Here is a 20,992-nt window from a genome sequence, read left to right as displayed (position 1 = left end):
GTCCATGATCGACGCTGACCCACAGTTGGCCGGCCTGCACATCCTGCTGGTCGAGGACGACTACGTCGTCGCAGTCGAGATGGAGCGCTGGCTGCGCGGGGCCGGGGCGAGCGTGGTCGGGCCGGTGGCCCGCATCGAGCAGGCGCTCGCGCTGATCGTCGGGCAGGTCCTCGACGCCGCCGTGCTCGACATCAACCTCGATGTCGGCCTCGGCGCCGAGGACACGGTCTACCCCCTGGCGGACCGGCTCGACGCGCTCGGCGTGCCCTACCTGTTCGTCACCGGCGACGTGCGCGTCGGCCGCCTGCCGCGATACGCGGCCAAGCCGCGCCTCGAGAAGCCGCTTCAGGAGGCGGAACTCGCGGCCGCCCTGCGTGGCCTTCTCGATGCCCGGGCCGCCGAAGCGGTCGGCATGGATCTCGGCGCGAGCCTCCGGAGCCCGGCCGGCGGCTGATACGCTGCCCTGGTCCTCCGCGCGTCGGCGGGAGGTCCCAGACCGAACTGGATCTCAGCTCCCTTTAGCCCGTCGTTGACCCTGCTGACGGAAAGCCGCACCGGCCGCGGCCCGGTTAACCGGCCGGCCGAGGGACCGCCGCCAGAGTAGCGGCCACGTCTCGGTGGACGCCCGCGCGTCCCGCCGCCCGGAGAGTGCCGTGTCCACGATCCCACCCGATGCCGGCCCGACGCGCCGGATCCTGCACGTGTTCCGAGCGCCGGTCGGCGGCCTGTTCCGTCACGTCGTCGATCTCACGCGGCTCCAGGCGGCTGCCGGACATGCGGTCGGCCTCGTCTGCGACGCTGATACGGGGGGTGTGCGGGCCGAGGAGATGCTGGCCGATCTCGCCCCGCAACTGGCGCTTGGCGTCCTGCGCGTGCCGATGCGGCGCAACCCCGATCCGGGCGACCTCGCGGCCCTGCGTGCTGTGGCGCGCCGTGCTGAGGCAGTGGGCGCCGACGTGCTGCACGGCCACGGGGCCAAGGGCGGCCTCTATGCCCGGCTCGCCCCAGTGCGCAGGACGGGCGTCCTGGCGCCGGTCCGCGCCTACACTCCGCACGGCGGCAGCTACAACTACCGGCCGGGCACCCTGCTGCACCGGCTCTACATGGGCGTCGAGGGGCTGCTCGCCCGGCGGACCGACGTCTTCCTGTTCGAGAGCGCGTACGTGGCCGGGCGCCACGCCGCCTATGTAGGGCCAAGCTCCACCGTCGCCCGCGCTGTCACCCGCATCGTCCACAACGGCATCGGCGAGGCGGAGTTCGTGCCGGTAGTGCGGGCCGAGAACCCGTTCGACCTCGTCTACGTGGGCGAGCTGCGCGAGGCCAAGGGTCTGCCGGTGCTGCTCGAAGCCCTCGCGCACCTGCGTGCTTCCGGCCGCCCTCTGACCCTGCTGATGGTGGGCTCGGGGCCTGACGAGGCGGTCCTGGCCGCGCGCGCCGCCGGCCTCGGCCTTGCCGGCGCGGTCGTCTTCGAGCCCGCCCAGCCGATCCGCCCGGTCCTCGCCCGCGGCCGGGTGATGGTGGTGCCCTCCTACGCCGAGTCTCTCCCCTACGTCGTGCTGGAGGCCGCCGCCGCCGCCCAGCCTCTGGTCGCCACCGATGTCGGCGGCATCCCGGAGATCTTCGGCGCGGCCGCCGGCGACCTCGTGCCGCCGCGGAACGCGCGGGCGCTGGCCGAGGCGATCGGCCGCCTGCTCGACGAGGAGCCCGTGCGGCGCGAGGCCCGCTTCCGCGCGCTCAGCGACGCCGTGCGCGCCCGCTTCTCGATGCGCAACATGGGCGAGAGCGTGCTCTCGGGCTACGAGGCGGCCCTGCGGGCCCGGGCGTCGAGCGGGCAGGCGTCGGCCGCGGGACGGCCGGGGCCGGCCTCCGCTTAAACATTCCTACAGGCCGGTCTGGCAGGGTTCAGTGATGATCAGCCGGGTGCGTCAGGGGCGAAGCGTCCGATGAGTGCGTTCGATGTCCGCGATATCCTGAAGGCGGCCGGCCCCCCCGGCGCGGTGGACGCGCCGCGCGCGCCGCTCGCCGAGACCACCGCCCCGCTCGCTCCCGGAGCGATCTCGCCGGTCGTCGTCGCCGGCCTGGTGCGCATGGCCGAGTTCGCGATGATCTGCGTGCTCGGCATCGTTCTCCATGCAGGGCTGCTGGGCGGGGTCGTGCCGTTCGGTCTGCGCTACGCGGGTGTGGTCGGCGGGATCGCCGCGGCCGCGATCGGCCTGTTCCAGATCGCGGGTGCCTATCGGATGGCGGCCTTCCGCAACGTCTTCAAGTCGGCGGTCAAGCTCTGTGCCGGCTGGGCGCTCAGCTTCCTCGCGGTCGCGGCGGTCCTGCTGCTGACCAAGCTCGGCGACAATTACTCGCGTCTCTGGTTCGGCAGCTACTTCGCGGCCGGCCTGCCGCTCCTGCTCGCGGGCCGCATCGTGCTCGGCCGCGTGATCCGCGACCAGACCCGCAAGGGGCGCTTCGATCGGCTCACGGCCATCGTCGGCGGCGGCCCGGCGGCCGAGGAGCTGATCAATGCCCTGGAGACCCAGAAGGAGAGCGGCATCCGCGTCGTCGGCGTGTTCGACGACCGGGGCGACGCCCGCTCCGGCGACGTGGTGGCCGGCCACCCGAAGCTCGGCACGGTGAGCGACCTCGTGGCCTATGCCCGCCATACCCGGCTCGACCTCATCGTGTTCACGATCCCGATCTCGGCCGAGGCGCGCATCCTGCAGATGCTCGCCAAGCTCTGGGTGCTGCCGATCGACATCCGGCTCTCGGCCCACGCCACGAAGCTGAGGCTTCGGCCGCGCAGCTACTCCTATCTCGGCTCCGTTCCGGTGCTCGACGTGTTCGACAAGCCGATCGCGGACTGGGACGTGGTGGTAAAGGCGGTGTTCGACCGCTGCGTCGGCGCCCTGCTGCTCCTCGCGCTGGCGCCCGTGATGCTCGGCGTCGCGGCCGCCGTGCGGCTCACCTCGCGCGGGCCGATTCTATTCCGGCAGAAGCGGCACGGCTTCAACAACGAGATCATCGAGGTCTTGAAGTTCCGCTCGATGTACGTCGATCAGTGCGACCCGACCGCCGTGCGCCAGGTAACGCGGGACGATCCCCGGGTGACGGCCGTTGGCCGCTTCATCCGCAAGACCTCGCTCGACGAGCTGCCCCAGCTCTTCAACGTGCTGAAGGGCGACCTCTCCCTCGTCGGGCCCCGCCCGCACGCGATCGGGGCGCGGGCCGCCAACACCTTCTACGATCAGGTGGTGGACGGCTACTTCGCCCGGCACAAGGTCAAGCCGGGCATCACGGGCTGGGCCCAGATCAACGGCTGGCGCGGCGAGACCGACACGAACGAGAAGATCCAGCGCCGCGTCGAGCACGATCTCTACTACATCGAGAATTGGTCGGTGCTGTTCGACCTGCAGATTCTCGTCACCACGCCCTTCGCGCTGCTCAAGGCCGAGAACGCCTACTGAACGCCCCGCTTCAGGCACGGACGAGAAGGGGCCGCCCGGCTATGCCGGGCGGCCCCTTCTCGTTGGCGGTCGCGAGAAGCGGTGGGCTACGGCAGAGCGCCGGCCTTCTCTTTCGCCTGCATGATGGTGTCCCGACAGGCGTCGGCTTTGCCGGCCTTGTCCTCCGCGCGCGCCTTCTCGACGAGCTTGCGCGCCTCGTTCACGCCCGCGGCGGTAGGCTTCACGCTCGGGTCGCTCGGCTTCACGGTCGGCGCCTTGTCGAGGGCCTTGTCCGAGTTCGAGGAGACCGGACCGCCCGGCGGCACCGTGCCGGTCACCTGCGCGGCCCCGGCGCTGTCGAGGCGCTTCTCCAGCGTCGTGATCTCGTCCGCGCAGGGCGTGGCGAGCGCGGGGGCGGTCATCAGCAGCAGGCCGGCAAGGGCGGGAATCATCCGCATCGGGCGTGTCTCCGTCTGGTTCGGGACTTGTTGGTGGATCGTTGTTCGCCCGTGGCAATCGACGGTCGTGTCACCCCGTTCCCGAGACCTGAGGCCGCAGCCCGGAACGCAAAAGCCTCGCGGGCCGGAGGGGCCGCGAGGCTTTTCCAGAGTGGAGGCGGGCCCTTCGGCCCGCCATACCCGTGCGGCTGTCAGTACTTGCGCACCAGCGGCTGCGGCTCGGCCATCGGCACGGGCGCCTCGCCGAAGGTGTAGCGGATGCCGCCGTAGACCGAGAGCGGCTGCCCGAGCGTCGTGGTGCGCGGGTCGTTCACGGGATAGCGGTTGGCGACGAGGCCCGGCTCGAAGAACGTGCCGAAGTTGCTGTAGCGGTTGTTCGTCAGGTTGGTGACGTAGCCGAACACTTCGAGGTTCGGGTTCACGCGGTAGCTCGTGTTGAGGTTCAGCACGTACCACGGCGGCAGCTTGCGGTTCAGGTTCGACTCGTCGCCGCGGTAATAGGCGGACGAGAAGGCCTGCAGCGCCATGCCGACCCGCCAGCGCGGCAGGACCTCGACGTCGAAACCGACCTTGAACTGGTGGTCGGGGATCAGCGGCACCTTGTTGCCCGGCACCACGAAGATCGCGCCGTCGTCCGAGAGCGGGTTGTTCGGCGAGGAGAGCGTGCCGTTGAAGCGGAAGGTGGCGTCGATCAGGGCGTAGTTGGCGTAGACCGAGAGCCAGTCGGAGACGTATTCGAGCCCGACCTCTACGCCCTGGCGGCGGGTGGCCGGAACGTTCACGAAATAGCCGCGGGCGGCGTTGCCCGGGGTGGCGAGCGACAGGATGTCGTTCGTCAGGTCGGTGCGGAAGGCGCCGATCTTATAGTTCACCAGGCCGCCGTCGTAGAAGTTCGGCAGCGCGCCGCGGAAGCCCACCTCGTAGGTTTGGCCGGTGACCTGCTTGAGCGGCGGGTCGGCGACCAGCGAGTTCGGGATCAGGCAGGGCCGCAGCGGGTTGGCGCAGGCGAGTTCGAGCGGCGTCGGGGCGCGGTTCGACTCCGAGTAGCCGCCGTAGAGCGACAGGCCCGGGCTGAAGCGGTAGGTCAGGCCGGCGAGCGGGTTGATCTTGCTGTAGTAGTGCGTCCCCGTCACGTCCGGCGAGAAGCCGGTCTGATCCTGGCTGGAGATGCGGGCGAAGTTGAGCCGCGCGCCGGCCGTGAGCGACAGGGCGTCGGTCAGGTCGATCGTGTCGGTCGTGTAGAGACCCATGTAGAGGTTGTTGCCGGTGACCGAGCTCGGCGCGATGCCGAGCGCGCCCGCGGTGCGGATGAAGTCGGTGCCGAGCCCCGGGATGTTGCCGTAGAACGGATTGTTCGGGTTCGTGGTGACGCTCAGGTTCGGATTGATGACGCCGAGCGTGCTCGACGACTTGTAGCTGTAGTCTGCCACGTCGATCGAGCCGCCGACCACGAAGCTGTTGCCGAAGCCGAAGACCTTGTCCCGGTTGGCCGCCTGGAGCGAGCCTCCGTAGCCGGTGGCCTCGGTCTTGGTGACGTCGAGGGTCCCGTAGGGCACGCCCGCCGTGAAGGGCACGCCGTTGGCGCCAGCACCCCGGCCGAGGATGAGGAACTGGTTGGTGAAGGCGTTGCGGCTCTGGCCCGGAGCCTGCTCGAAGCCGTCGTCCTCGTAGCAGAGACGGCCGCGGAACGAGGAGTTGCGCGAGCAGTTCTCGAAGTCGCCGTCGTTGCCGTCGATGTAGCGCTGGCTGAAGCGGCGGAAGTAGGCGTTGCCCGAGAGGTCCCAGGTCGGCGAGATATCGACCCGGCCGGTCATCTGCAGCGTGCCGACCTCCGTCGTGGTGGTCTGCGGATAGGTGAAGATCGCCCGCGGATCGACGTGCGTGAAGTCGACCGGCGTCGCGGCTGCGGCGCCGAAATAGGTGCGTGCGAGCTGGCCGATCAGGTGAAACTCCGAATCCGGCGTGCGGTAGCCGAGGTCGGCGTAGACTCGCCCGATGGTGCTGGGCGACTGGTAGCGCCAGCCGCGATCGTTCAGGCCGTCACCCGCGAAGTAGAAGCTCCACGGCCCGATCATCTTGCCGTACTGGAGCGAGCCTGCGATGCGGCCGTCCGAGCCGCCGAGCGCGGTGATCTCGGTGCCCTGCCAGGTGAAGCCGTTCTTCATCTGGATGTTGATCGCGCCGCCGAGCGCGTTGAGGCCGAAGACCGGGTTGCCGGTGACGACATCGATCCGGTTGATCGCGACCTGCGGGATGAGGTCGAGGTTGACCGTGTCGCCGAAGGCCTCGTTGATGCGCACGCCGTTCTGGTAGACGGCCAGCCCCTGCGGCACGCCGGTGACCGGCGAGGCCTGGAAGCCGCGATAGTTGATGTCGACGCGGTTGTTGTTGCCCTGGCTGTCCGAGATGTTGAGGCCGGGCACGCGGCGGGCCAGCGTCTCGACGGCGTTGAAGGTTGCCCGGTCGAAGTTCAGGTCGGCGGCCGTCACCGACTCGACCGTGCTGGGGATCTTCCAGAGCGGCTGGGCGCCGCCGCGCAGGCGGGTCGTCGCCGGAGCCTGGGCGACCGGGCCGCCCGGCCCGTCGATCGCCGCCACGCTCGGCGCGCCGTTGCCGGCCGACACGCCGACGGGCGTGGTCGCCACGACGCTGATCTCACCGAGCGTGACCGCCTGCTGCGCCTGCGCCGCGAACGGCAGCAGCGAGACGGACGCGGCCAGGAAGCTTCTGAGCCCCCACATGGACATCCCCTAACCCTTCCAAGAACCCAGTCGAACCCTCGCCCCTTCTGTGCGGGGCTTAGGATTCGACTGATGCCGGGATCGTAGGGGCACGACAATCGGCCGGAGGGGGCGGGGGCGCTGTTTCGGGGTGAAGCTGCGCGGTAATCAACCGGCCGTGATGTTAGGGCAACAGAATTGCCACATGTTTTCAGACACTTAGGCTAATCTGGCAGGAGCGCTCGGGAGCTTTCGGCAAAGAAATGAAACCCTTGCGAGCATGTCTGCAACGGCAGGTCGAGGCTATGGAGGCCGCCGCGGGTCCGGGACGCCTCGAACCCCCGGCCCGTGCTTCGACAAGCCTCCGATCCGAATCGGGCGGGCCCGGCCCGACCGATCAGAGCTTCGCCTGGATCTTTCGGGCGATCTCGCCGAGGCGCTGCTCCAGGAGCGTCGGCACCTCGCAGACATAGGTCAGGGCCTGGGTGCGCTCCTGAAAGATGCGCCGGTCCCAGGCGAACTTGGTTTCCAGCTCGGACTGCTCCTTGGGCAGCTCCCGCGCGTCGGCGGCGGAGGGCGCGTCTTTGGTCTGGCTGATCTGGTCGGCCTCCTCGCGGATGCGCTCGGCCATGCGGCGCTGGCCCTGCGCGTAGCGGGCGATGCCGTGCATGATCTTGCCGCGCTCGCCGTTGATCACCTCGAACACGCCGGCATAGACCCGGGTGAGGCCCTGCTCGCGGGCGGCCTTGTCGGGGAGCTTGGCGACGTAGCCGTCGAGCAGGCCGTCCACCTCCTGCAGCTCGGTGCGGCGGGAAGCGATCTTCTGCGCGAGCGCGGCGGCCTCGTTGTCGTTGCCCCACTCGGCAGGGGCGGACCCGAGATCGGGGCCGGTCCAGAACTGGCCGGGGCTCAGGCTGGCGACCTTGCGCTGCACGCAGGGCCAGTCGGGGTCGGTCTTCGGCTGGGCGAGGGCCGGGCCGGCGAGCGTCAGGAGGGAGGCGGTGAGAAGCGACAGGCGAGTCATGCCACGGATCATGCGTTGTCTCCGGCCGGGCCGCCGCGCCGGGCCATGATGCCGCGGCCGGGATCGTAGGCGACGACCGCGAGGGTGAAGAAGGCGAGCGTCGTGCCGACGACGACCGCGCAGGCGGTGGGCTCGAACTGCCCGTAGAGGGCGAAGCGGACGAGCTGCACCGCGTGGGTGAAAGGATTGCACTGGCAGATCCAGTACAGGGTCTCGGAGGATTCCCGGATGCGCCAGAGCGGGTAGAGGGCGGACGAGGCGAAGAACATCGGGAAGATCACGAAGTTCATCACGCTGGCGAAGTTCTCCAACTGCCGGACCAGCGAGGACAGGAACAGGCCGATGGCGCCGAGCATCAGCCCCGAGGCCAGGAAGGCGGGCAGCGCCGCGAGGTACCCGATGGCCGGGATGTCGGTCTCCCAGAACCACGCCACGGCCAGGAACGCGTAGGCCTGCACCACCGAGACCGAGACGCCCGCGATCAGCTTGGCGAGCAGCAGCAGCCAGCGCGGATAGGGGCTCGTCAGCAGCACCTTCATCGAGCCGACCTCGCGGTCGTAGACCATCGAGAGCGAGGATTGCATGCCGTTGAAGAGCTGGATCATCACGGCCAGCCCCGGCACCACGTAGACCTCGTAGAGCACGTAGGTCTGGTAGGGCGGCTCGATCGAGACCCCGAGCGTGTTGCGAAACCCGGCCGCGAAGATGAACAACCAGACGAGCGGGCGCACCATCGCGGAGAAGAACCGCTCCTTCTGGTTGAAGAAGCGCAGGAGCTCGCGGCGGACGATGCCGCCGAGGCAGATCAGGTAGCCGACGGCATCCAAGCGGCCGAGATGGGCCGGGGCGCGCCGGGCCGTGGGGTTCACGGAAATGCTCACGCGGCCTTCCTTCCCGGCTCGGCGACGAGGCGCCGGAAGGCGTCCTCCAGGCTCTCGGCGCCCTGTCCGATCGTGCCGGCGGTGCCGCGAGCGACGATCCGGCCGCGATGGAGCACCACGGCGTCGTCGTCCGGGGAGATCTCCTCGAAGATGTGGGTGGCCCAGAGCACCGACAGCCCCTCCTCCCGCACCAGGGCGCGCACGATGGCGACGATGTCGGCCCGCGATTCGAGGTCGAGCCCGACCGTCGGCTCGTCGAGGAGCAGGAGGCTCGGCCGGTGGATCAGCGAGCGGGCGATCTCGATGCGGCGCGACTGGCCGCCCGACAGCGTGCGCACCTTGTCGACCCGCCGGTCGGCCAGGCCCACCCGGTCGAGGAGCGCCGCGATCCGCTCGCGCGCGGGCCGGCGGGCGATGCCGTGCAGGCTCGCGTGGTAGGCGAGGTTCTGCTCGACGGTGAGATCCGTGTCGAGGGTGCGGGCCTGGAACACCACGCCGAGACGGGCGAGCGCCCGCGAGGGCTCCCGGTCGAGCCCGTGGCCGAAGATCGCGACCCGGCCCTCCTGGTTGTTGTAGAGGCGCGTGATCACCGAGAAGAGCGTGGTCTTGCCGGCCCCGTTCGGGCCGAGCAGCGCCATGAAGCGCCCGCGCTCCACGCTGAGCGACACGTCCGCGAGCGCGGCCCGCGCGCCGAAGCGGTGGCTGACGCTCTCGACCGAGAGGGCCGGCGCCTCGCTCATCGCGCGAGGGCCCTTTTGGCGTCGCCCACCGCGTCGAGGCACTCGTCGTACTCGCCTTCGCCCTGCTCGCGCTCGGCGACCCGCAGGGCCTTCTTGAGCTTCGGCAGGACGGACTCGGGCGGGTTCTTGGCGAGCTCGTCCTTGATCATCGCGATGCCGGTCGCGCAGGCGGACTTGTCGTCGGCGAAGGCCGGCCCGCAGAGCAGGATGAGCCCGAGGCAGAGGGGGGCGGCGCGCATCGTCACTTCACCGTCAACGTGCCGGTCATGCCCTTGGCCTCCAGACCGCGGGCCTCCCACTTGTAGGCTCCCGGCTTGATCGCCACGAACTCGATGGCGATCTCGCCCGGATCGTCGAATTCGAGGTGGTCCGGCGGCCCGCCGCCATGGATCTCCAGATGGTTGATCACGATCTGGTTGAGCCAGATGTAGCGGAAGAACTCGGGCGCGTAGAACTTGTATTCCTGCCGCCCCTTGGCGACGATCCGCAGCCGGTAGGCACGCCCCGCCTCCAGCTCGATGTCCTTGTTCTCGACCACGAAGTCGTTGCCCTCCTCGTTGCCGAGGACGAGGTCGGGCAGGTTCTCCCGCTTCTTGGTGAGGTCGAGGGCGGAGGCCGGGGCCGCGACGAGCGCGGCGAGCCCGATCAGGGCCGCCGGAAGAAGCCTGCGCATCGGCAAAGGTCCCAAAACGATCACTGCGGGGAGACGGCCACGCCCCAGGGGAGCAGGCCGACGGGAATGCTCTTGACGACCTTCTCGGCCGCGACGTCGATCACCGAGACGTCGTTCGAGGTGCCGTTCGTCGAGAACAGCAGCTTCTGGTCCGGCGTGAAGGCGAGCTGCCAGACGCGCTGGCCCACGGGGAGGTACTTCTGCACCTCGTAGGTCTGCGCATCGATCACCGCGACGCGGTTGGCGGGCCCGAGCGCCACGAAGGCCTTCGAGCCGTCTTTCGTGATCCGCACGCCGACCGGCTGGATCGCCTCGTCGTTCACGCTCGGGATCTTGAAGGTGATCTTCTTCACCACGCGGCGCGTGGCCACGTCGATGACGCTGACCGTGCCGCCGACCTCGGCCGAGACCCAGAGGAACTTTCCGTCCTGCGTGAACTCGGCGAAGCGCGGGCGCGCGTCCACCAGCACGTTGTCGATCACCTGGAAGGTCTTGGTGTCGATGAAGTGGGCCATGTTGGTGGTCTCGGAGGTGTTGACCAGGACCTTCCCGTCCGGCGATAGGCCCATCCCCTCCGGCTCGACGCCGACCGGCACCTCGGCCAGCACCCGGTTCTTCTCGATGTCGATGACCGTGACCTGGCTGTCGTCCTCGTTGGCGACGTAGAGCGGGTTGCCGGAGGCATCGAGGATGAACTGCTCGGGATCGGGACCGGAGCGCAGCGAGCGCACCACCTTGCCGGTGGCGGCGTCGAGCACGTCGATCCGGTCGTCGTCGCTCGCGCAGACGAAGACCTCCTTGCCGTCCGGGCGGACCGTGATGCCGCGCGGGCGGCGTCCGACCTTCCACGTCCCCGTCACCGTCATCGTGTCGGTGTCGATGACGCTGACCGAGTTGCCCTTCTCGTTCGAGACGTAGACGGTGTAGGCGGACGCGCCCTCCGTCAGGCCGATCAGCGCGGCAGATCCCAGCGCGGCAAGTCTCAGCACTGCCGTGACGCAGCGGTCCATCCCGATCCTCCCTGGTCCCACCCCTTCGGCGGGCCTTCGTTGCGACGGATTGTAATGCGTTTCCCGCCGGTTGCGAGGGCGCGGGCCGGGGCGGCGCCCGGCGCGCATCGCCGCATCCGGCGCGCTACTTCAGCTTGCAGGCGGTCTCGGGCAGGTCGATTCCAAGCGTGTCGAGCGGCGTGCGCTGGTGCAGGAAGCCCTGCTCGGGCGCGACCGAGACCAGCATCTTGGGCTGCACCACGATGAGCGGCTGGCGCAGCTGCTGGTCCCAGGGACGGAAGCTTAGCGACACGCCCTTGTAGGCGGGCACGCTGAAGGCCGGGTCGGTGAGGTAAGGGCCGAGCACGGCCGGGTCGGCGGTCTTCCTGACGGTCGCCGCGTCACCGACGATCCGCACCGCGGTCCACACTTGGTAGTCGAGCGGGCGCATCAGCCGCTTCGTGAGGCGCCGGAAGCGGTTCTGCGCCTGGGCGGCGCCCCAGGTCTCCAGCACCGGCGACCACGTGGTGGCCACCAGCCCCTGCGTGCCGCCCACGGGTCGCGGATCGACCGTCCGGTAGGGCACGTAGTCGCCCCAGTCGCCCGCCTCGTCGGCGACGATCGCCATGTCGTAGTCGAGCCCGCGGGTGAACACCATCGCCTCGGCCCGGGTCGGCGTGTCGCCCCGCGCCTTGGCGAGCGGCCCGAAGGTCCAGGGCTTCTCGGCGGTGATCTTCAGGCCGAACTTGCGGGCCGAGTTCTTCAGCGCCTCGGCGTAGAGCCGGTCGGCCTCGTTCGGGCCGACGATCAGGAACAGCTTCCGCCAGCGCATCAGGGTCAGGTACTGCGCCAGCGCGTCGGTCTGCATCGCCCGCGAGGGCACGATGTGGAAGAGGTTCTTACGGCAATCGGCCCCGCGCAGGCGATCGTCGGGGGCGGCGGCGTTGAGGATGGCCGCGCCCGTCTCCTTGAGCGCGTCGGCCACCGCCAGCACCTCGTCGGCCGGCAGCGCCAGGATGATGAACGTCGTGCCCTTCTCCGCGAGGGAGCGGGCGGTCTCGACGGCGCCGGGGCCGCCCTCGGCGAGCGGCGCCTCGTCCAGCACGTAGCTTTGCTTCGTGAACCGCCCCGTCGTGTTGTTGTCGGCGATCGCCATCCGGGCGCCTGCCACGCCCTCGTCCTCCGGCGGGGCCTCCGCGTCGTAGGAGGAGGGCTGGGGCTGGACCCGGTAGATCAGGCCGATCCGCGTCTCGGAAGGCGCTGGCGGAGCGGGAGAAGCCGCGGGCGCTTGTTGGGCTGCAGGCGCCTGCTCCCCGGGCGCCTGCGCGACGGCGGGCGGCGCGGCGCCGGTGAGCACCAGGGTCAGGGTGAAGGCGGGGATGAAGGATCGTGCAGGTGCGCGCATGCGGCCGGCAGGTAACAGCATAACCCCCGCCCACTCAACGGCCCGCGGCCGATATCCGGCCCGCGCGGCCCCGCGCCCGACGATTTCCCGCTCACATCCCTGCGGGCGGGCGCGTGGGGGCGAGCGGGGCCGAGCCGGAGAGGCGCGGCGGCCGGTAGCTCAGGGTCTCGTGGCGCAGACTCGGATGACGCACCCGCGAGGCGCGGCCCTCGTCGCGCATCCGCTTGTCCGCCTCGGCCCAGCCCGGCAGGTCGTCCGCGTTCCAGTGCACGGTGCTGGCCTCGTCGCACCAGTGCGAGAGGCGCGGCATCGCGGCCCGGTGGGCGCCGCTGCCCATGTAGGTCCGCATGCTCTCGGCACCGTCCCAGGCCGTGAGCGTCCAGAAGGTCCAGTCGCGATCGTTCAGGACGGCACCGCCCCGGAAGCCGGGCGCGGACCGCACCTGCCGGGCCGTTCGGACCGCGTGGACCGCGAAGGCCGGCAGGAAGCGGAGCGCCCGGATGCGCAGGCGCGTGACGCTGACGAGGGGCATCGCGATTCCTTCTCCGGCCCGGTGCGGCGACGATGCCGGAGGCGCCGGGGATTGCCAAACCGTCCCGGCGCGCGATCCTTGGGTAACGCGCCACCCCGTCACGAGCGCGATGCAGGGAGACCGGCCATGCCTCTCACGATGCCCGTGCGCGCGACCCTCGCAGCGCTCGCCGCCCTTGCCGGCCACATGTCCTGTCCTGCGCGGGCGGAGCCGACGAAAGCCGCGATCTTCCCGGTCGAGCTGCTCGATCCGGGCGTCGTCGGCGGCCGCCGGGCGCGGCCCGACGAGACCCGCAAGCTCGCCCTCGTCACCGACGAGCTGAAGGCGGCGCTCGCCAAGCAGGGCGGCCTCGAGCCGGTCGATACCGCGCCCCAGGCGCCCGAGATCGCCAAGCAGGGCCCCTTCTACAAATGTGAGGATTGCGCGGCCCCCATCGCCAAGACGCTGGGTGCGGACCTCGCGGTGACCGGCTATGTGGAGAAGGGATCGAACCAGATCTTCAACCTGTATGTCCGCATCCTCGATGCCGCCAGCGGCAAGCCGGTGCGGGCCGGACAGGTGGTGATCCGGGCCGACACCGATGATACCTGGGCGCACGCGATGCGTTGGGTGGTGAAGAACCGCCTGCTCGCCGAGCCCCTGCCCGGAAAATCGTGACCGTTCCCACGCCCCTGCCCTCCGCCCCGCCCCGCCTCCTCGTCAGCGTCCGCTGCGTCGCCGAGGCCGAGCGCGCCTGCGCGGCGGGTGCCGACCTCGTCGACGCCAAGGACCCGGAGTGCGGCGCGCTGGGCGCGCTGCCGGTCGCGACCGTGCGGGCGCTGGTCGGGCGCCTGGCCGGCCGCGCGGTCACCAGCGCGGTGGCGGGCGAGCCCGCACTCGAGAACATGGAAGCCGCCGTCCGGGCGATGGCGGCGACCGGCGTCGACTACGTCAAGGTGGCGCTGCCCCCCGGCTGTTCCCCCGCCCTGCTCTCGGCCGCGGCGGCGGCCGCGCCCGGCCGCCTGATCGCGGTGCTGTTCGCCGAGGACGCGCCCGATGCCGGCCGCGTCCCGGCGCTCGCCGCGGCGGGATTCGCCGGCGCGATGGTCGACACCGCCGGCAAGGACGGCCGGCGCCTCCCCGACCTGCTCGACGGGCCGCACCTCTCCGCCTTCACCGCCGCCTGCCGGGCGCACGGGCTGCTCTCGGGACTCGCCGGCTCGCTCAGGATCTCCGACATCGCCGGCCTCGCCCGGCACGCGCCGGGCTATCTCGGCTTCCGCGGCGGGCTCTGCCGCGATCGCGACCGGCGGCTCGACCTCGATGCCGGCGCGGTCGCCGAGGCGGTGCGGACCCTGCGCGCCCTGCCCGCCCGGGAGGCCGCGTGAGCGCGGGGCTCACCGTGGTGAAGCTCGGCGGCAGCCTGCTCGCCGACCCGGAGCGCCTGCGCGCCCGGCTGCGGCGGCTCGCTGTCGGCGCGGACGGTCCCTGCCTGATCGTGCCGGGCGGCGGCCCCTTCGCGGACGCCGTGCGGACGGCGCAGGCGGCCCTCGGCTTCGATGACCGGCTCGCCCACCGCCTCGCGCTCGACGCGATGGGGCAGATGGCAGAGGTCTTTCTGGATCTGGAGCCGAGGCTTGCCTTGGTCTCGACGCTTCCCCCTCCCCCCTCGGCGGGGGAGGGTACCCCGCGAAGCAGGAGGGGGCGGGACGAAGTCCCGCAAAAGGGGAGCGACGATGCAGGGAAAAGATCCTCCCTCCATGAAGGGTGCGCCTCTTCCGTTCGCGTCGCTCCCCTCTCCCGACCCGGCCTGACGGCCGGCCCACCCTCCCCTGTAGAGGGGGGAGGGAGGGCCGCGCTCGTGTGGAATCCGTCGAGCCTCCGCGCCGGCCACCCCGACATCCCCGAGACCTGGGACGTCACCTCCGACAGCCTCGCGCTCTGGCTCGCCCGTGATGTCGGCGCGGCCGCCTGCATCCTCGTGAAGTCCGCCGCCCCTCCGCCCGGCACCGGCCCGGCGGATTGGGCGCGCCACGGGCTCGTCGACGCGGCGTTCCCGACCTTCGCGGCGCGCTACCGCGGCAGCATCCGCATCGAGGGACCGGCGCAAGGCCGGGTCGCCGCGTGAGCCAGCCCGAACACCTCGTCTTCATCACCGGCAAGCTCGCCCGCGCGCGCCTGGAGAAGGTGGCCGCCACCCTGCCGGCCAACCGCTTCGCCTGGAGCATCGCCGATTCCGGCGTGAAGGTCGCGGCCCTGATGACGGAGGAGATCATCCGCCGCCGGGTCACCCTGCCCGAGGGCGCGACCCGGGTGATCCTGCCCGGCCGCTGCCGCGCCAACCCTGAGGCGCTGGCGGCGCATTTCGGCGTGCCGGTGGAGCGCGGGCCGGACGAGATCGTGGATCTCCCCGCCCATCTCGGGCTCGCCGGCCGCACGCTCGATCTCTCGCGCCACGACCTGCGCATCTTCGCCGAGATCGTGGACGCCTCGAAGATGACGCCCGAGGCGATCCTCGCCAAGGGCCTCGACCTCGCCCGCCGCGGCGCCGACGTGATCGACCTCGGCGGCCTGCCGGACACCGCTTTCCCGCACCTCGAGGACACGGTGCGGCTGATGAAGCAGGAAGGGCTCCGGGTCAGCGTCGATTCCTTCTCGCTCGACGAGCTGACCCGCGGCGCGAGGGCCGGTGCGGACTTTCTCCTCAGCCTCAACGAGGAGACCCTCGGCCTCGCCTTCGAGACCGGTGCCGTGCCGGTGCTGGTGCCGATGCGGCCCGACGATCCGGCCTCCCTTGACCGCGCCATCGAGCGGATGGAGCGCGCCGGCCTGCCCTACATGGCCGACCCGATCCTGGAGCCGATCCATTTCGGCTTCGTGGACTCGGTCGCGCGCTACCGCGACCTGCGGGCGCGCTGGCCGGAGGCCGAGATGATGATGGGAACCGGCAACCTCACGGAGCTGACCGAGGCCGACAGCCTCGGCGTCACCGCGTTGCTCGCCGGCATGTGCTCGGAGCTCGCGATCCGCAACGTGCTGATCGTGCAGGTCTCCAACCACACCCGCCGCACCGTGGAGGAGCACGACGCCGCTCGGCGCGTGATGTACGCGGCCAAGGCCGACGCGGCGCTGCCCAAGGGCTACGGCCGGGCACTTCTGGCACTTCACGACAAGCGCCCCTTCGTGCAGACCCCGGATGAGATCGCCGCCCTTGCCGCCGAGGTCCGCGACCCGAACTATCGCATCGCGGTCGCCGAGGACGGCATCCACGTCTACAACCGCGACATCCACAAGGTCGGCACCGACGCGATGGCCTTCTTCCCGGATCTCAACGTGGCGAGCGACGGCGCGCACGCCTTCTATCTCGGGAACGAGCTCGCCAAGGCCGAGACCGCCTGGCGGCTCGGCAAGCGATACGTGCAGGACGAGCCCCTGATCTGGGGCGCGGCGGCCGAGGCCGAAGCCGAGGACACCACCGCCTTCAAGAAGGCCGGCCACACGAAGCATTCGGGCCCCGGCGGACCGCCGCCCGGCACGCGCGATGCCCGGATCCCGGCCGAGGCCGACGCGGAACCGCCCGAGACCGTCGGCGCGGAGGAAGCCCGCGCCGAGGCGACGGTGGACGCAACGCCAGGTCCGAAAAAGACGCGGCTCGTCTGCGGCAAGCTGGTGGCCGAGGACTGAAGACCGTGCCGTTGATCCTCGAGACCGTCGTCACCACCCTGTCGCCCGAGGGCGAGTTGCACCTCGTGCCGTTCGGTCTGATCCGCGAGGACGACGCCTACGTGCTCGCCCCGTTCCGGCCCTCGCCGACGATCCGGAACCTGGAAGCCAACCCCTATTTCGCCGCGTCGAGCCCGCGCGACGTGCGGGTGATCGCGGGTGCGGTCACGGGCCGGCGCGACTGGCCGGTGGTCGATTGCGCCGCGATCCCGGGCAAGCGACTGGCCGACAGTTTCGGCCACGCCGAGTTCGCGGTGGAGGCGGTCGAGGACGATGAGACCCGGCCGCGCTTCCGCGGGCGCCTGATCGGAGCTCACGCCCACGAGCCCTTCATCGGCTACAACCGGGCGCAAGCGGCGGTGCTGGAGGCCGCGATCCTCTCGACGCGGCTGCACATGCTGAGCCCCGAGAAGATCCTGGCGGAGATGGCCTATCTCGCCATCGCGATATCCAAGACGGCCGGGCCGCGCGAGCGCGAGGCCTGGGACTGGATCGAGGACAAGGTCGCGCAGGCCCTCGGCCGCAGCGAGCGGGTCCTCGCAAACCCCGGCGCCGCATCCTAGACGGCGCGCGAAGGAGAGACGTCCATGAGGTTCATGAGACTCGCGGCCGTGGCGGCGCTCGCCACGGTGTCGTTCACGGCCCACGCCCACGGGCCGACCCGGCAGAAGATCTCGGAGAGCGTCGAGATCAACGCGCCCGCCGACAAGGTCTGGGCGGTGGTCGGCAACTTCCAGGACGGCAGCTGGATCCCGGTGGTCGAGAAGACCGAGGGCAAGGGCGGCAACGAGGTCAAGGCCACCCGCACGCTGACGCTGAAGGGCGGCGCCACGGTCGAGGAAGAGCTCGCCAAGTACGATGCCGAGAAGAAGAGCCTGATGTACCGGATCAACAAGGTCGACGTGAAGACCCTGCCGGTGAACGACTACTCCTCGACCATCGAGGTCGAACCGCAGGGCGACAAGACCAAGGTTACGTGGCGCGGCGCCTTCTACCGCGGCTACATGAACAACGATCCGCCGCCGGATCTCAACGACGAGGCCTCGAAGAAGGCCGTCCAGGGCCTCTACCGCGCCGGCCTCGACAACCTGAAGGCCAAGGTCGAGAAGGGTTCGTAGCACGAGCCCCGTCGACTTCCGCGCATCCCCTCTCCCCGCTGTGCGGGGAGAGGGCCGCGACGACCCTGTCGTCGGCGGGGCGAGCCGGCAGGCGATGGTGAGGGGGCTTCGACGGAGGAGTCTCTTCCGTCGAAGCCCCCTCACCGCCGCTCCGGCTGCGCCTTCGCTTCCCGCAGGCACGACAGGGTGCCTGCGGGCCTCTCCCCGCACGCGGGGAGAGGGGGGTGCCTCCTCCTGTCAGAATCGGACGGATATTGGCATGCGCCCGCACGGCACCATGCGTCTCGGGGGGCATCGTGGCGCTCTCCTCGCCCTCGCCCTCCTTGCCGCCCTTCCCCACCCGGCCCACGCGGCCGAGGCCCTGGTCACGGTCCAGGGCGACAACGCCGTCGAGGTGGTCGATCTCGACGCCGCCAAGGTGGTCCGGCGCATTCCCGTCTCCGGCTCGCCCGCCGGCATCGCGCTCTCGCCCGACCGCGACACGGCCTACGTCACCCGCCCTGACCTGCCGGGTCTCGCGGTCATCGACCTGAAGACCGACACGGTCGTGCAGGACCTGACGCTGCCCGGAGGCCCCCTCGGCATCGGGGTCAATCCGCGCGCCGGCACCGTCTACGTCGCCGACTGGTACGCTTCCCGCGTGCTCGTGCTCCGTCCCGAGAGCGGACGGCTCGTGGCTGACGGGGAGATCGCGGTGGGCAAGTCCCCCTCCGGCCTCGCCGTGACCCCGGACGGCGCGACGCTCCTCGTCGCCAACCGCGAGGCCGACAGCGTCTCCGTGGTGGAGATCGCCGCGCGAAAGGAGGTCGCCCGAATCCCCGTGGGGAAACACCCCTTCGGCCTCACCCTCGATGCCGAGGGCCGACGCGCCTACACCGCCAACGTCACGGGCGACGACGTCTCGGTGATCGACGTGGCGGCGCGCCGCGAGGTCGGCCGGGTGAAGACCGGCGACCGGCCCTACGTGGTGGCGCTGACGGGCGGGCGCGGCTTCGTCACCGACCAGTACGCCAACAGCGTCACGGCCTTCGACCTCGCGACGCTGGCACCCCTGCGGGCGATCGATGTCGGCGACCATCCCGAGGGCGTCGGCGCCACGCGCGACGGCCGCTTCCTCTACGTCGCCAACTGGGGCTCGAACACCCTGAGCGTGATCGATGCCGCGACCCTGCAGGTCGTGCGCGAGATCCCGACCGGCGACGGCCCGCGCGCCTTCGGGGATTTTCTGCGGTAGGGGCTCCCCCGGGCGGCAGCCGCGCTCAGGCCGCTTCCGGCGGCTCGTCCGGGTCGGGGGCGCCGGAGGAATTCAGGATATCCTCCAACTCGTCCACCAGCATGTCGATCTGCTCGTGTGTGGCGAGCACCTTCACCACCTCGCCGCCCTCGGTGGCGAGTGCCAGCTCGATATGCGGGCCGACCCGGCTCGTCAGGACGCGGGCGAGGATCTTGACGGCGGTCATGCGGGGCTCCCGGTAAAGGCCTTAGGGTTGTCGGCGGCGATGAGGGCGACCGCCACGGCGGGGCCGCAGGTCGAGGCCCAGGCGGGCTCGCCCGCGATCCGGCCCGCCAGGATCTCCGTGAAGGGGATGGCTCGCCGACCGAGCCGGGCGGCGAGGCGCTCGGCCAGGAACGCGCCGGCCCCGCAGGTGACGAGGGCCGCGTCCGGTGGCAGGTCGGGCCGCGACAGCAGGGCGGCGGCCGCGTCGTGGAGCTGGCGCAGCTGCGCCTCGGCGAAGTGCGCCGCAAGCGCCCGCCACTCGGCCGCGCTCGCCTCCTGGCGATCGCGCCCGATCATCCGCGCGAGCCGGGTCTCGCTCTCAGGCACCGACTTGCCCTTGAGGTCGCCCGTGTGCTGCTGGTCCGCCGCCTCGGCCAGATCGCCCAGGATGCGGTGGACGTCGCCCGCATGCGCGAAGGTCTCGGCCATCAGCCGGGTGCGCCGCCCGCGGAACGGGGCGTGGTCGGTGAGCGCCAGGAGCGGCGTGCGCACCACGCCCGTATAGACGAGTTCGCCCGTCTCCAGGCGCTCGGCGTCGCTGTAGCCCGCGCTCTCCGGTGCGCCGTCCAAGATCGGGATCAGGTCGGCGGTGGTCGATCCGATATCGACGAGTAGCGCGTGGCGCAGATGGCGCCCGACGAGGGCGGCGGTCGCGTGCCAGTTCGCCGAGGCGATGTCGGCCGCCCGGCTCTCCGCCTGGTCCGCCGCGACGAACCCGGACCGGCCGGCGTAGATCCGCACGTCTCCGGCGAGGTTCCGCGCCGCCCAGCCGGCGAGTTGCGCGACTCCGTCCGCGCGGTCGGCGAAGCAGTCGGTCAGCTCGCCCGTCATGGTAACGGCGTGCTCCGCCTCGCCGCGGGTCCAATCGGGCAGCTCGGCCAGTGTCCGGTCAAGGGCCGGCAGGCCGCGCCAGAGCGGGCAGGCCGCCTGCACCACGTCCTGCACCGCGCCGTCCGCCACGAGGGCCGCCTTGACGTGCACCCCCCCGAGATCCCACCCGATTGTCGTGCGACTTGGTGTCGAGGCTGCGGGCACGGGGTGTCTCTATGCGTGACGGTTTCGCGGTGATCCCGGTGCTCGACCTGCGCCACGGTCAGGTGGTCCAGGCGCGCCGGGGTGAGCGCGCCTCCTATGCCCCGATCGAGACGCCCTTGGCAAAGGGCTCGGCGCCCGAGGCGGTCGCTGCCGGGATCCTGGCGGCCTTCCCAGCCCCCCTCCTCTACGTCGCCGACCTCGACGCGATCATCGACGGCGCCGCGCCCGACCGCGCCGCCCTGAAGGCGATCCTGGCGGCGATCGCGCGGGTCTGCCCGGATACGGCGCTCTGGGTCGATGCGGGCTTTCGGGATCCCGAGGCGACCGCGGCCTTCCTCGATGCCGGGCTCGGGCGCCCGGTGCTCGGCAGCGAGAGCCAGCGCGATGCGGACCTGGTGCGGGCGCTGGCCGACCGGGCGGTGCTCTCCCTCGACAGCCGGGGCGACGCGCGGCTCGGACCCGACGCGCTCCACGACGACGCGAGCCTCTGGCCCCGCGACGTGATCGTGATGACGCTGGCCCGCGTCGGCGCCGATGCCGGTCCCGATCTCGACGGTATCCGCGACGTCCGGGGCCGGGCGCCCCGGGCGCGCGTCCACGCGGCCGGCGGCGTGCGCGGGCCGGACGACCTCGCGGCGCTCGCGCGGGCGGGCGCGGCCGGCGCCCTGGTCGCCACCGCGCTCCACGACGGGCGCCTGCGCCCCGAGCATATGAAGGCCCTGGCCGGATAAACTTCCGGCCTGGGGCCGGCGCTGCTATATCCCGGGCCGACCCCGAGCGACG

The 20,992-nt window shown here is 71.2% G+C and carries 23 protein-coding genes; 11 read left to right on the top strand and 12 right to left on the bottom strand.

Annotation, left to right across the window (positions count from 1 at the left end):
* Positions 1-4: 4 nt before the first annotated feature.
* From DK427_RS13990 to DK427_RS13980, 3 genes are all read left to right on the top strand, one after another.
* On the top strand, positions 5-454 hold the full coding sequence (locus DK427_RS13990; protein ID WP_109951795.1) for a response regulator: 450 nt from the start codon (positions 5-7) through the stop codon (positions 452-454).
* Between the two features lie 199 nt (positions 455-653).
* The gene (locus tag DK427_RS13985; RefSeq protein WP_245930564.1) at positions 654-1,874 is read left to right on the top strand and encodes a glycosyltransferase family 4 protein; all 1,221 of its coding nucleotides are present in this window, start codon (positions 654-656) and stop codon (positions 1,872-1,874) included.
* Between the two features lie 69 nt (positions 1,875-1,943).
* Positions 1,944-3,455, top strand: coding sequence for an undecaprenyl-phosphate glucose phosphotransferase (locus tag DK427_RS13980; RefSeq protein WP_109951793.1), 1,512 nt, complete (start codon positions 1,944-1,946; stop codon positions 3,453-3,455).
* A gap of 86 nt (positions 3,456-3,541) precedes the next feature.
* Here DK427_RS13980 and DK427_RS13975 read toward each other — a convergent pair whose 3' ends face one another.
* The 10 genes from DK427_RS13975 to DK427_RS13930 form a co-directional block, all read right to left on the bottom strand.
* Positions 3,542-3,892 carry a hypothetical protein gene (locus DK427_RS13975; RefSeq protein WP_109951792.1) on the bottom strand — a complete coding sequence of 117 codons (351 nt, stop codon included), beginning with the start codon at positions 3,890-3,892 and terminating at the stop codon, positions 3,542-3,544.
* A gap of 191 nt (positions 3,893-4,083) precedes the next feature.
* Complete coding sequence (locus tag DK427_RS13970; protein ID WP_109951791.1) at positions 4,084-6,639, bottom strand: TonB-dependent receptor; 2,556 nt, start codon at positions 6,637-6,639, stop codon at positions 4,084-4,086.
* Positions 6,640-7,009: 370 nt separating this feature from the next.
* Positions 7,010-7,648 (bottom strand): hypothetical protein, encoded by a 639-nt coding sequence (locus DK427_RS13965; RefSeq protein WP_425452470.1) that lies wholly within the window; start codon positions 7,646-7,648, stop codon positions 7,010-7,012.
* A complete protein-coding gene (locus DK427_RS13960; protein WP_109951790.1) occupies positions 7,645-8,517 on the bottom strand; it encodes an ABC transporter permease in 873 nt (290 codons plus the stop codon). The genes DK427_RS13965 and DK427_RS13960 overlap by 4 nt, the downstream gene beginning before the upstream one ends.
* Positions 8,514-9,257 (bottom strand): ABC transporter ATP-binding protein, encoded by a 744-nt coding sequence (locus DK427_RS13955; protein WP_109951789.1) that lies wholly within the window; start codon positions 9,255-9,257, stop codon positions 8,514-8,516. Before DK427_RS13955 ends, DK427_RS13960 begins: the two co-directional genes overlap by 4 nt.
* Positions 9,254-9,496 carry a hypothetical protein gene (locus DK427_RS13950; RefSeq protein WP_109951788.1) on the bottom strand — a complete coding sequence of 81 codons (243 nt, stop codon included), beginning with the start codon at positions 9,494-9,496 and terminating at the stop codon, positions 9,254-9,256. Before DK427_RS13950 ends, DK427_RS13955 begins: the two co-directional genes overlap by 4 nt.
* Positions 9,497-9,498: 2 nt before the next feature.
* Positions 9,499-9,930 carry a cupredoxin domain-containing protein gene (locus tag DK427_RS13945; RefSeq protein WP_109951787.1) on the bottom strand — a complete coding sequence of 144 codons (432 nt, stop codon included), beginning with the start codon at positions 9,928-9,930 and terminating at the stop codon, positions 9,499-9,501.
* A gap of 20 nt (positions 9,931-9,950) precedes the next feature.
* Positions 9,951-10,940: a YVTN family beta-propeller repeat protein gene (locus DK427_RS13940; RefSeq protein WP_109951786.1), complete on the bottom strand. Its 990-nt coding sequence runs from the start codon at positions 10,938-10,940 to the stop codon at positions 9,951-9,953.
* A 124-nt stretch (positions 10,941-11,064) separates the two neighbouring features.
* Positions 11,065-12,324 carry an ABC transporter substrate-binding protein gene (locus DK427_RS13935; protein ID WP_109954157.1) on the bottom strand — a complete coding sequence of 420 codons (1,260 nt, stop codon included), beginning with the start codon at positions 12,322-12,324 and terminating at the stop codon, positions 11,065-11,067.
* A 91-nt stretch (positions 12,325-12,415) separates the two neighbouring features.
* The gene (locus DK427_RS13930) at positions 12,416-12,856 is read right to left on the bottom strand and encodes a DUF3291 domain-containing protein (protein WP_109951785.1); all 441 of its coding nucleotides are present in this window, start codon (positions 12,854-12,856) and stop codon (positions 12,416-12,418) included.
* 126 nt (positions 12,857-12,982) lie between these two features.
* Here DK427_RS13930 and DK427_RS13925 point away from each other — a divergent pair, with 126 nt between their 5' ends.
* From DK427_RS13925 to DK427_RS13890, 7 genes are all read left to right on the top strand, one after another.
* Entirely contained in the window at positions 12,983-13,513 is a 531-nt protein-coding gene (locus DK427_RS13925; protein ID WP_245930563.1) for a DUF3280 domain-containing protein, read from the top strand.
* Positions 13,510-14,223 (top strand): (5-formylfuran-3-yl)methyl phosphate synthase, encoded by a 714-nt coding sequence (locus DK427_RS13920; RefSeq protein ID WP_109951784.1) that lies wholly within the window; start codon positions 13,510-13,512, stop codon positions 14,221-14,223. Before DK427_RS13925 ends, DK427_RS13920 begins: the two co-directional genes overlap by 4 nt.
* Complete coding sequence (locus tag DK427_RS27095; protein ID WP_245930562.1) at positions 14,220-14,963, top strand: amino acid kinase family protein; 744 nt, start codon at positions 14,220-14,222, stop codon at positions 14,961-14,963. The genes DK427_RS13920 and DK427_RS27095 overlap by 4 nt, the downstream gene beginning before the upstream one ends.
* Positions 14,960-16,519, top strand: coding sequence for a DUF6513 domain-containing protein (locus tag DK427_RS13905; protein WP_109951783.1), 1,560 nt, complete (start codon positions 14,960-14,962; stop codon positions 16,517-16,519). The genes DK427_RS27095 and DK427_RS13905 overlap by 4 nt, the downstream gene beginning before the upstream one ends.
* Before the next feature lie 5 nt (positions 16,520-16,524).
* Positions 16,525-17,121, top strand: coding sequence for a DUF447 domain-containing protein (locus DK427_RS13900; RefSeq protein WP_109951782.1), 597 nt, complete (start codon positions 16,525-16,527; stop codon positions 17,119-17,121).
* Between the two features lie 24 nt (positions 17,122-17,145).
* Positions 17,146-17,676 (top strand): SRPBCC family protein, encoded by a 531-nt coding sequence (locus DK427_RS13895; protein WP_109951781.1) that lies wholly within the window; start codon positions 17,146-17,148, stop codon positions 17,674-17,676.
* A 259-nt stretch (positions 17,677-17,935) separates the two neighbouring features.
* Positions 17,936-18,910: a YVTN family beta-propeller repeat protein gene (locus DK427_RS13890; RefSeq protein ID WP_245930561.1), complete on the top strand. Its 975-nt coding sequence runs from the start codon at positions 17,936-17,938 to the stop codon at positions 18,908-18,910.
* Between the two features lie 25 nt (positions 18,911-18,935).
* Here the strand turns inward: DK427_RS13890 and DK427_RS13885 are convergent, their stop codons facing one another.
* Together DK427_RS13885 and DK427_RS13880 are read right to left on the bottom strand one after the other, a co-directional pair.
* Entirely contained in the window at positions 18,936-19,136 is a 201-nt protein-coding gene (locus DK427_RS13885; RefSeq protein ID WP_109951780.1) for a hypothetical protein, read from the bottom strand.
* Complete coding sequence (locus DK427_RS13880) at positions 19,133-20,209, bottom strand: hydantoinase/oxoprolinase family protein (RefSeq protein WP_204165170.1); 1,077 nt, start codon at positions 20,207-20,209, stop codon at positions 19,133-19,135. Before DK427_RS13880 ends, DK427_RS13885 begins: the two co-directional genes overlap by 4 nt.
* Positions 20,210-20,220: 11 nt before the next feature.
* On the opposite strand from DK427_RS13880, the gene DK427_RS13875 reads away from it, so the two are divergent.
* Positions 20,221-20,940: a HisA/HisF-related TIM barrel protein gene (locus DK427_RS13875; RefSeq protein WP_109951779.1), complete on the top strand. Its 720-nt coding sequence runs from the start codon at positions 20,221-20,223 to the stop codon at positions 20,938-20,940.
* The last annotated feature ends 52 nt before the right edge of the window (positions 20,941-20,992 follow it).

This window comes from Methylobacterium radiodurans (genome assembly GCF_003173735.1).
GTDB classification, from domain to species: Bacteria; Pseudomonadota; Alphaproteobacteria; order Rhizobiales; family Beijerinckiaceae; genus Methylobacterium; species Methylobacterium radiodurans.
The sequence above is the reverse complement of the archived record's forward strand: the minus strand, read 5'-3'. Positions and strand labels throughout refer to the sequence as shown.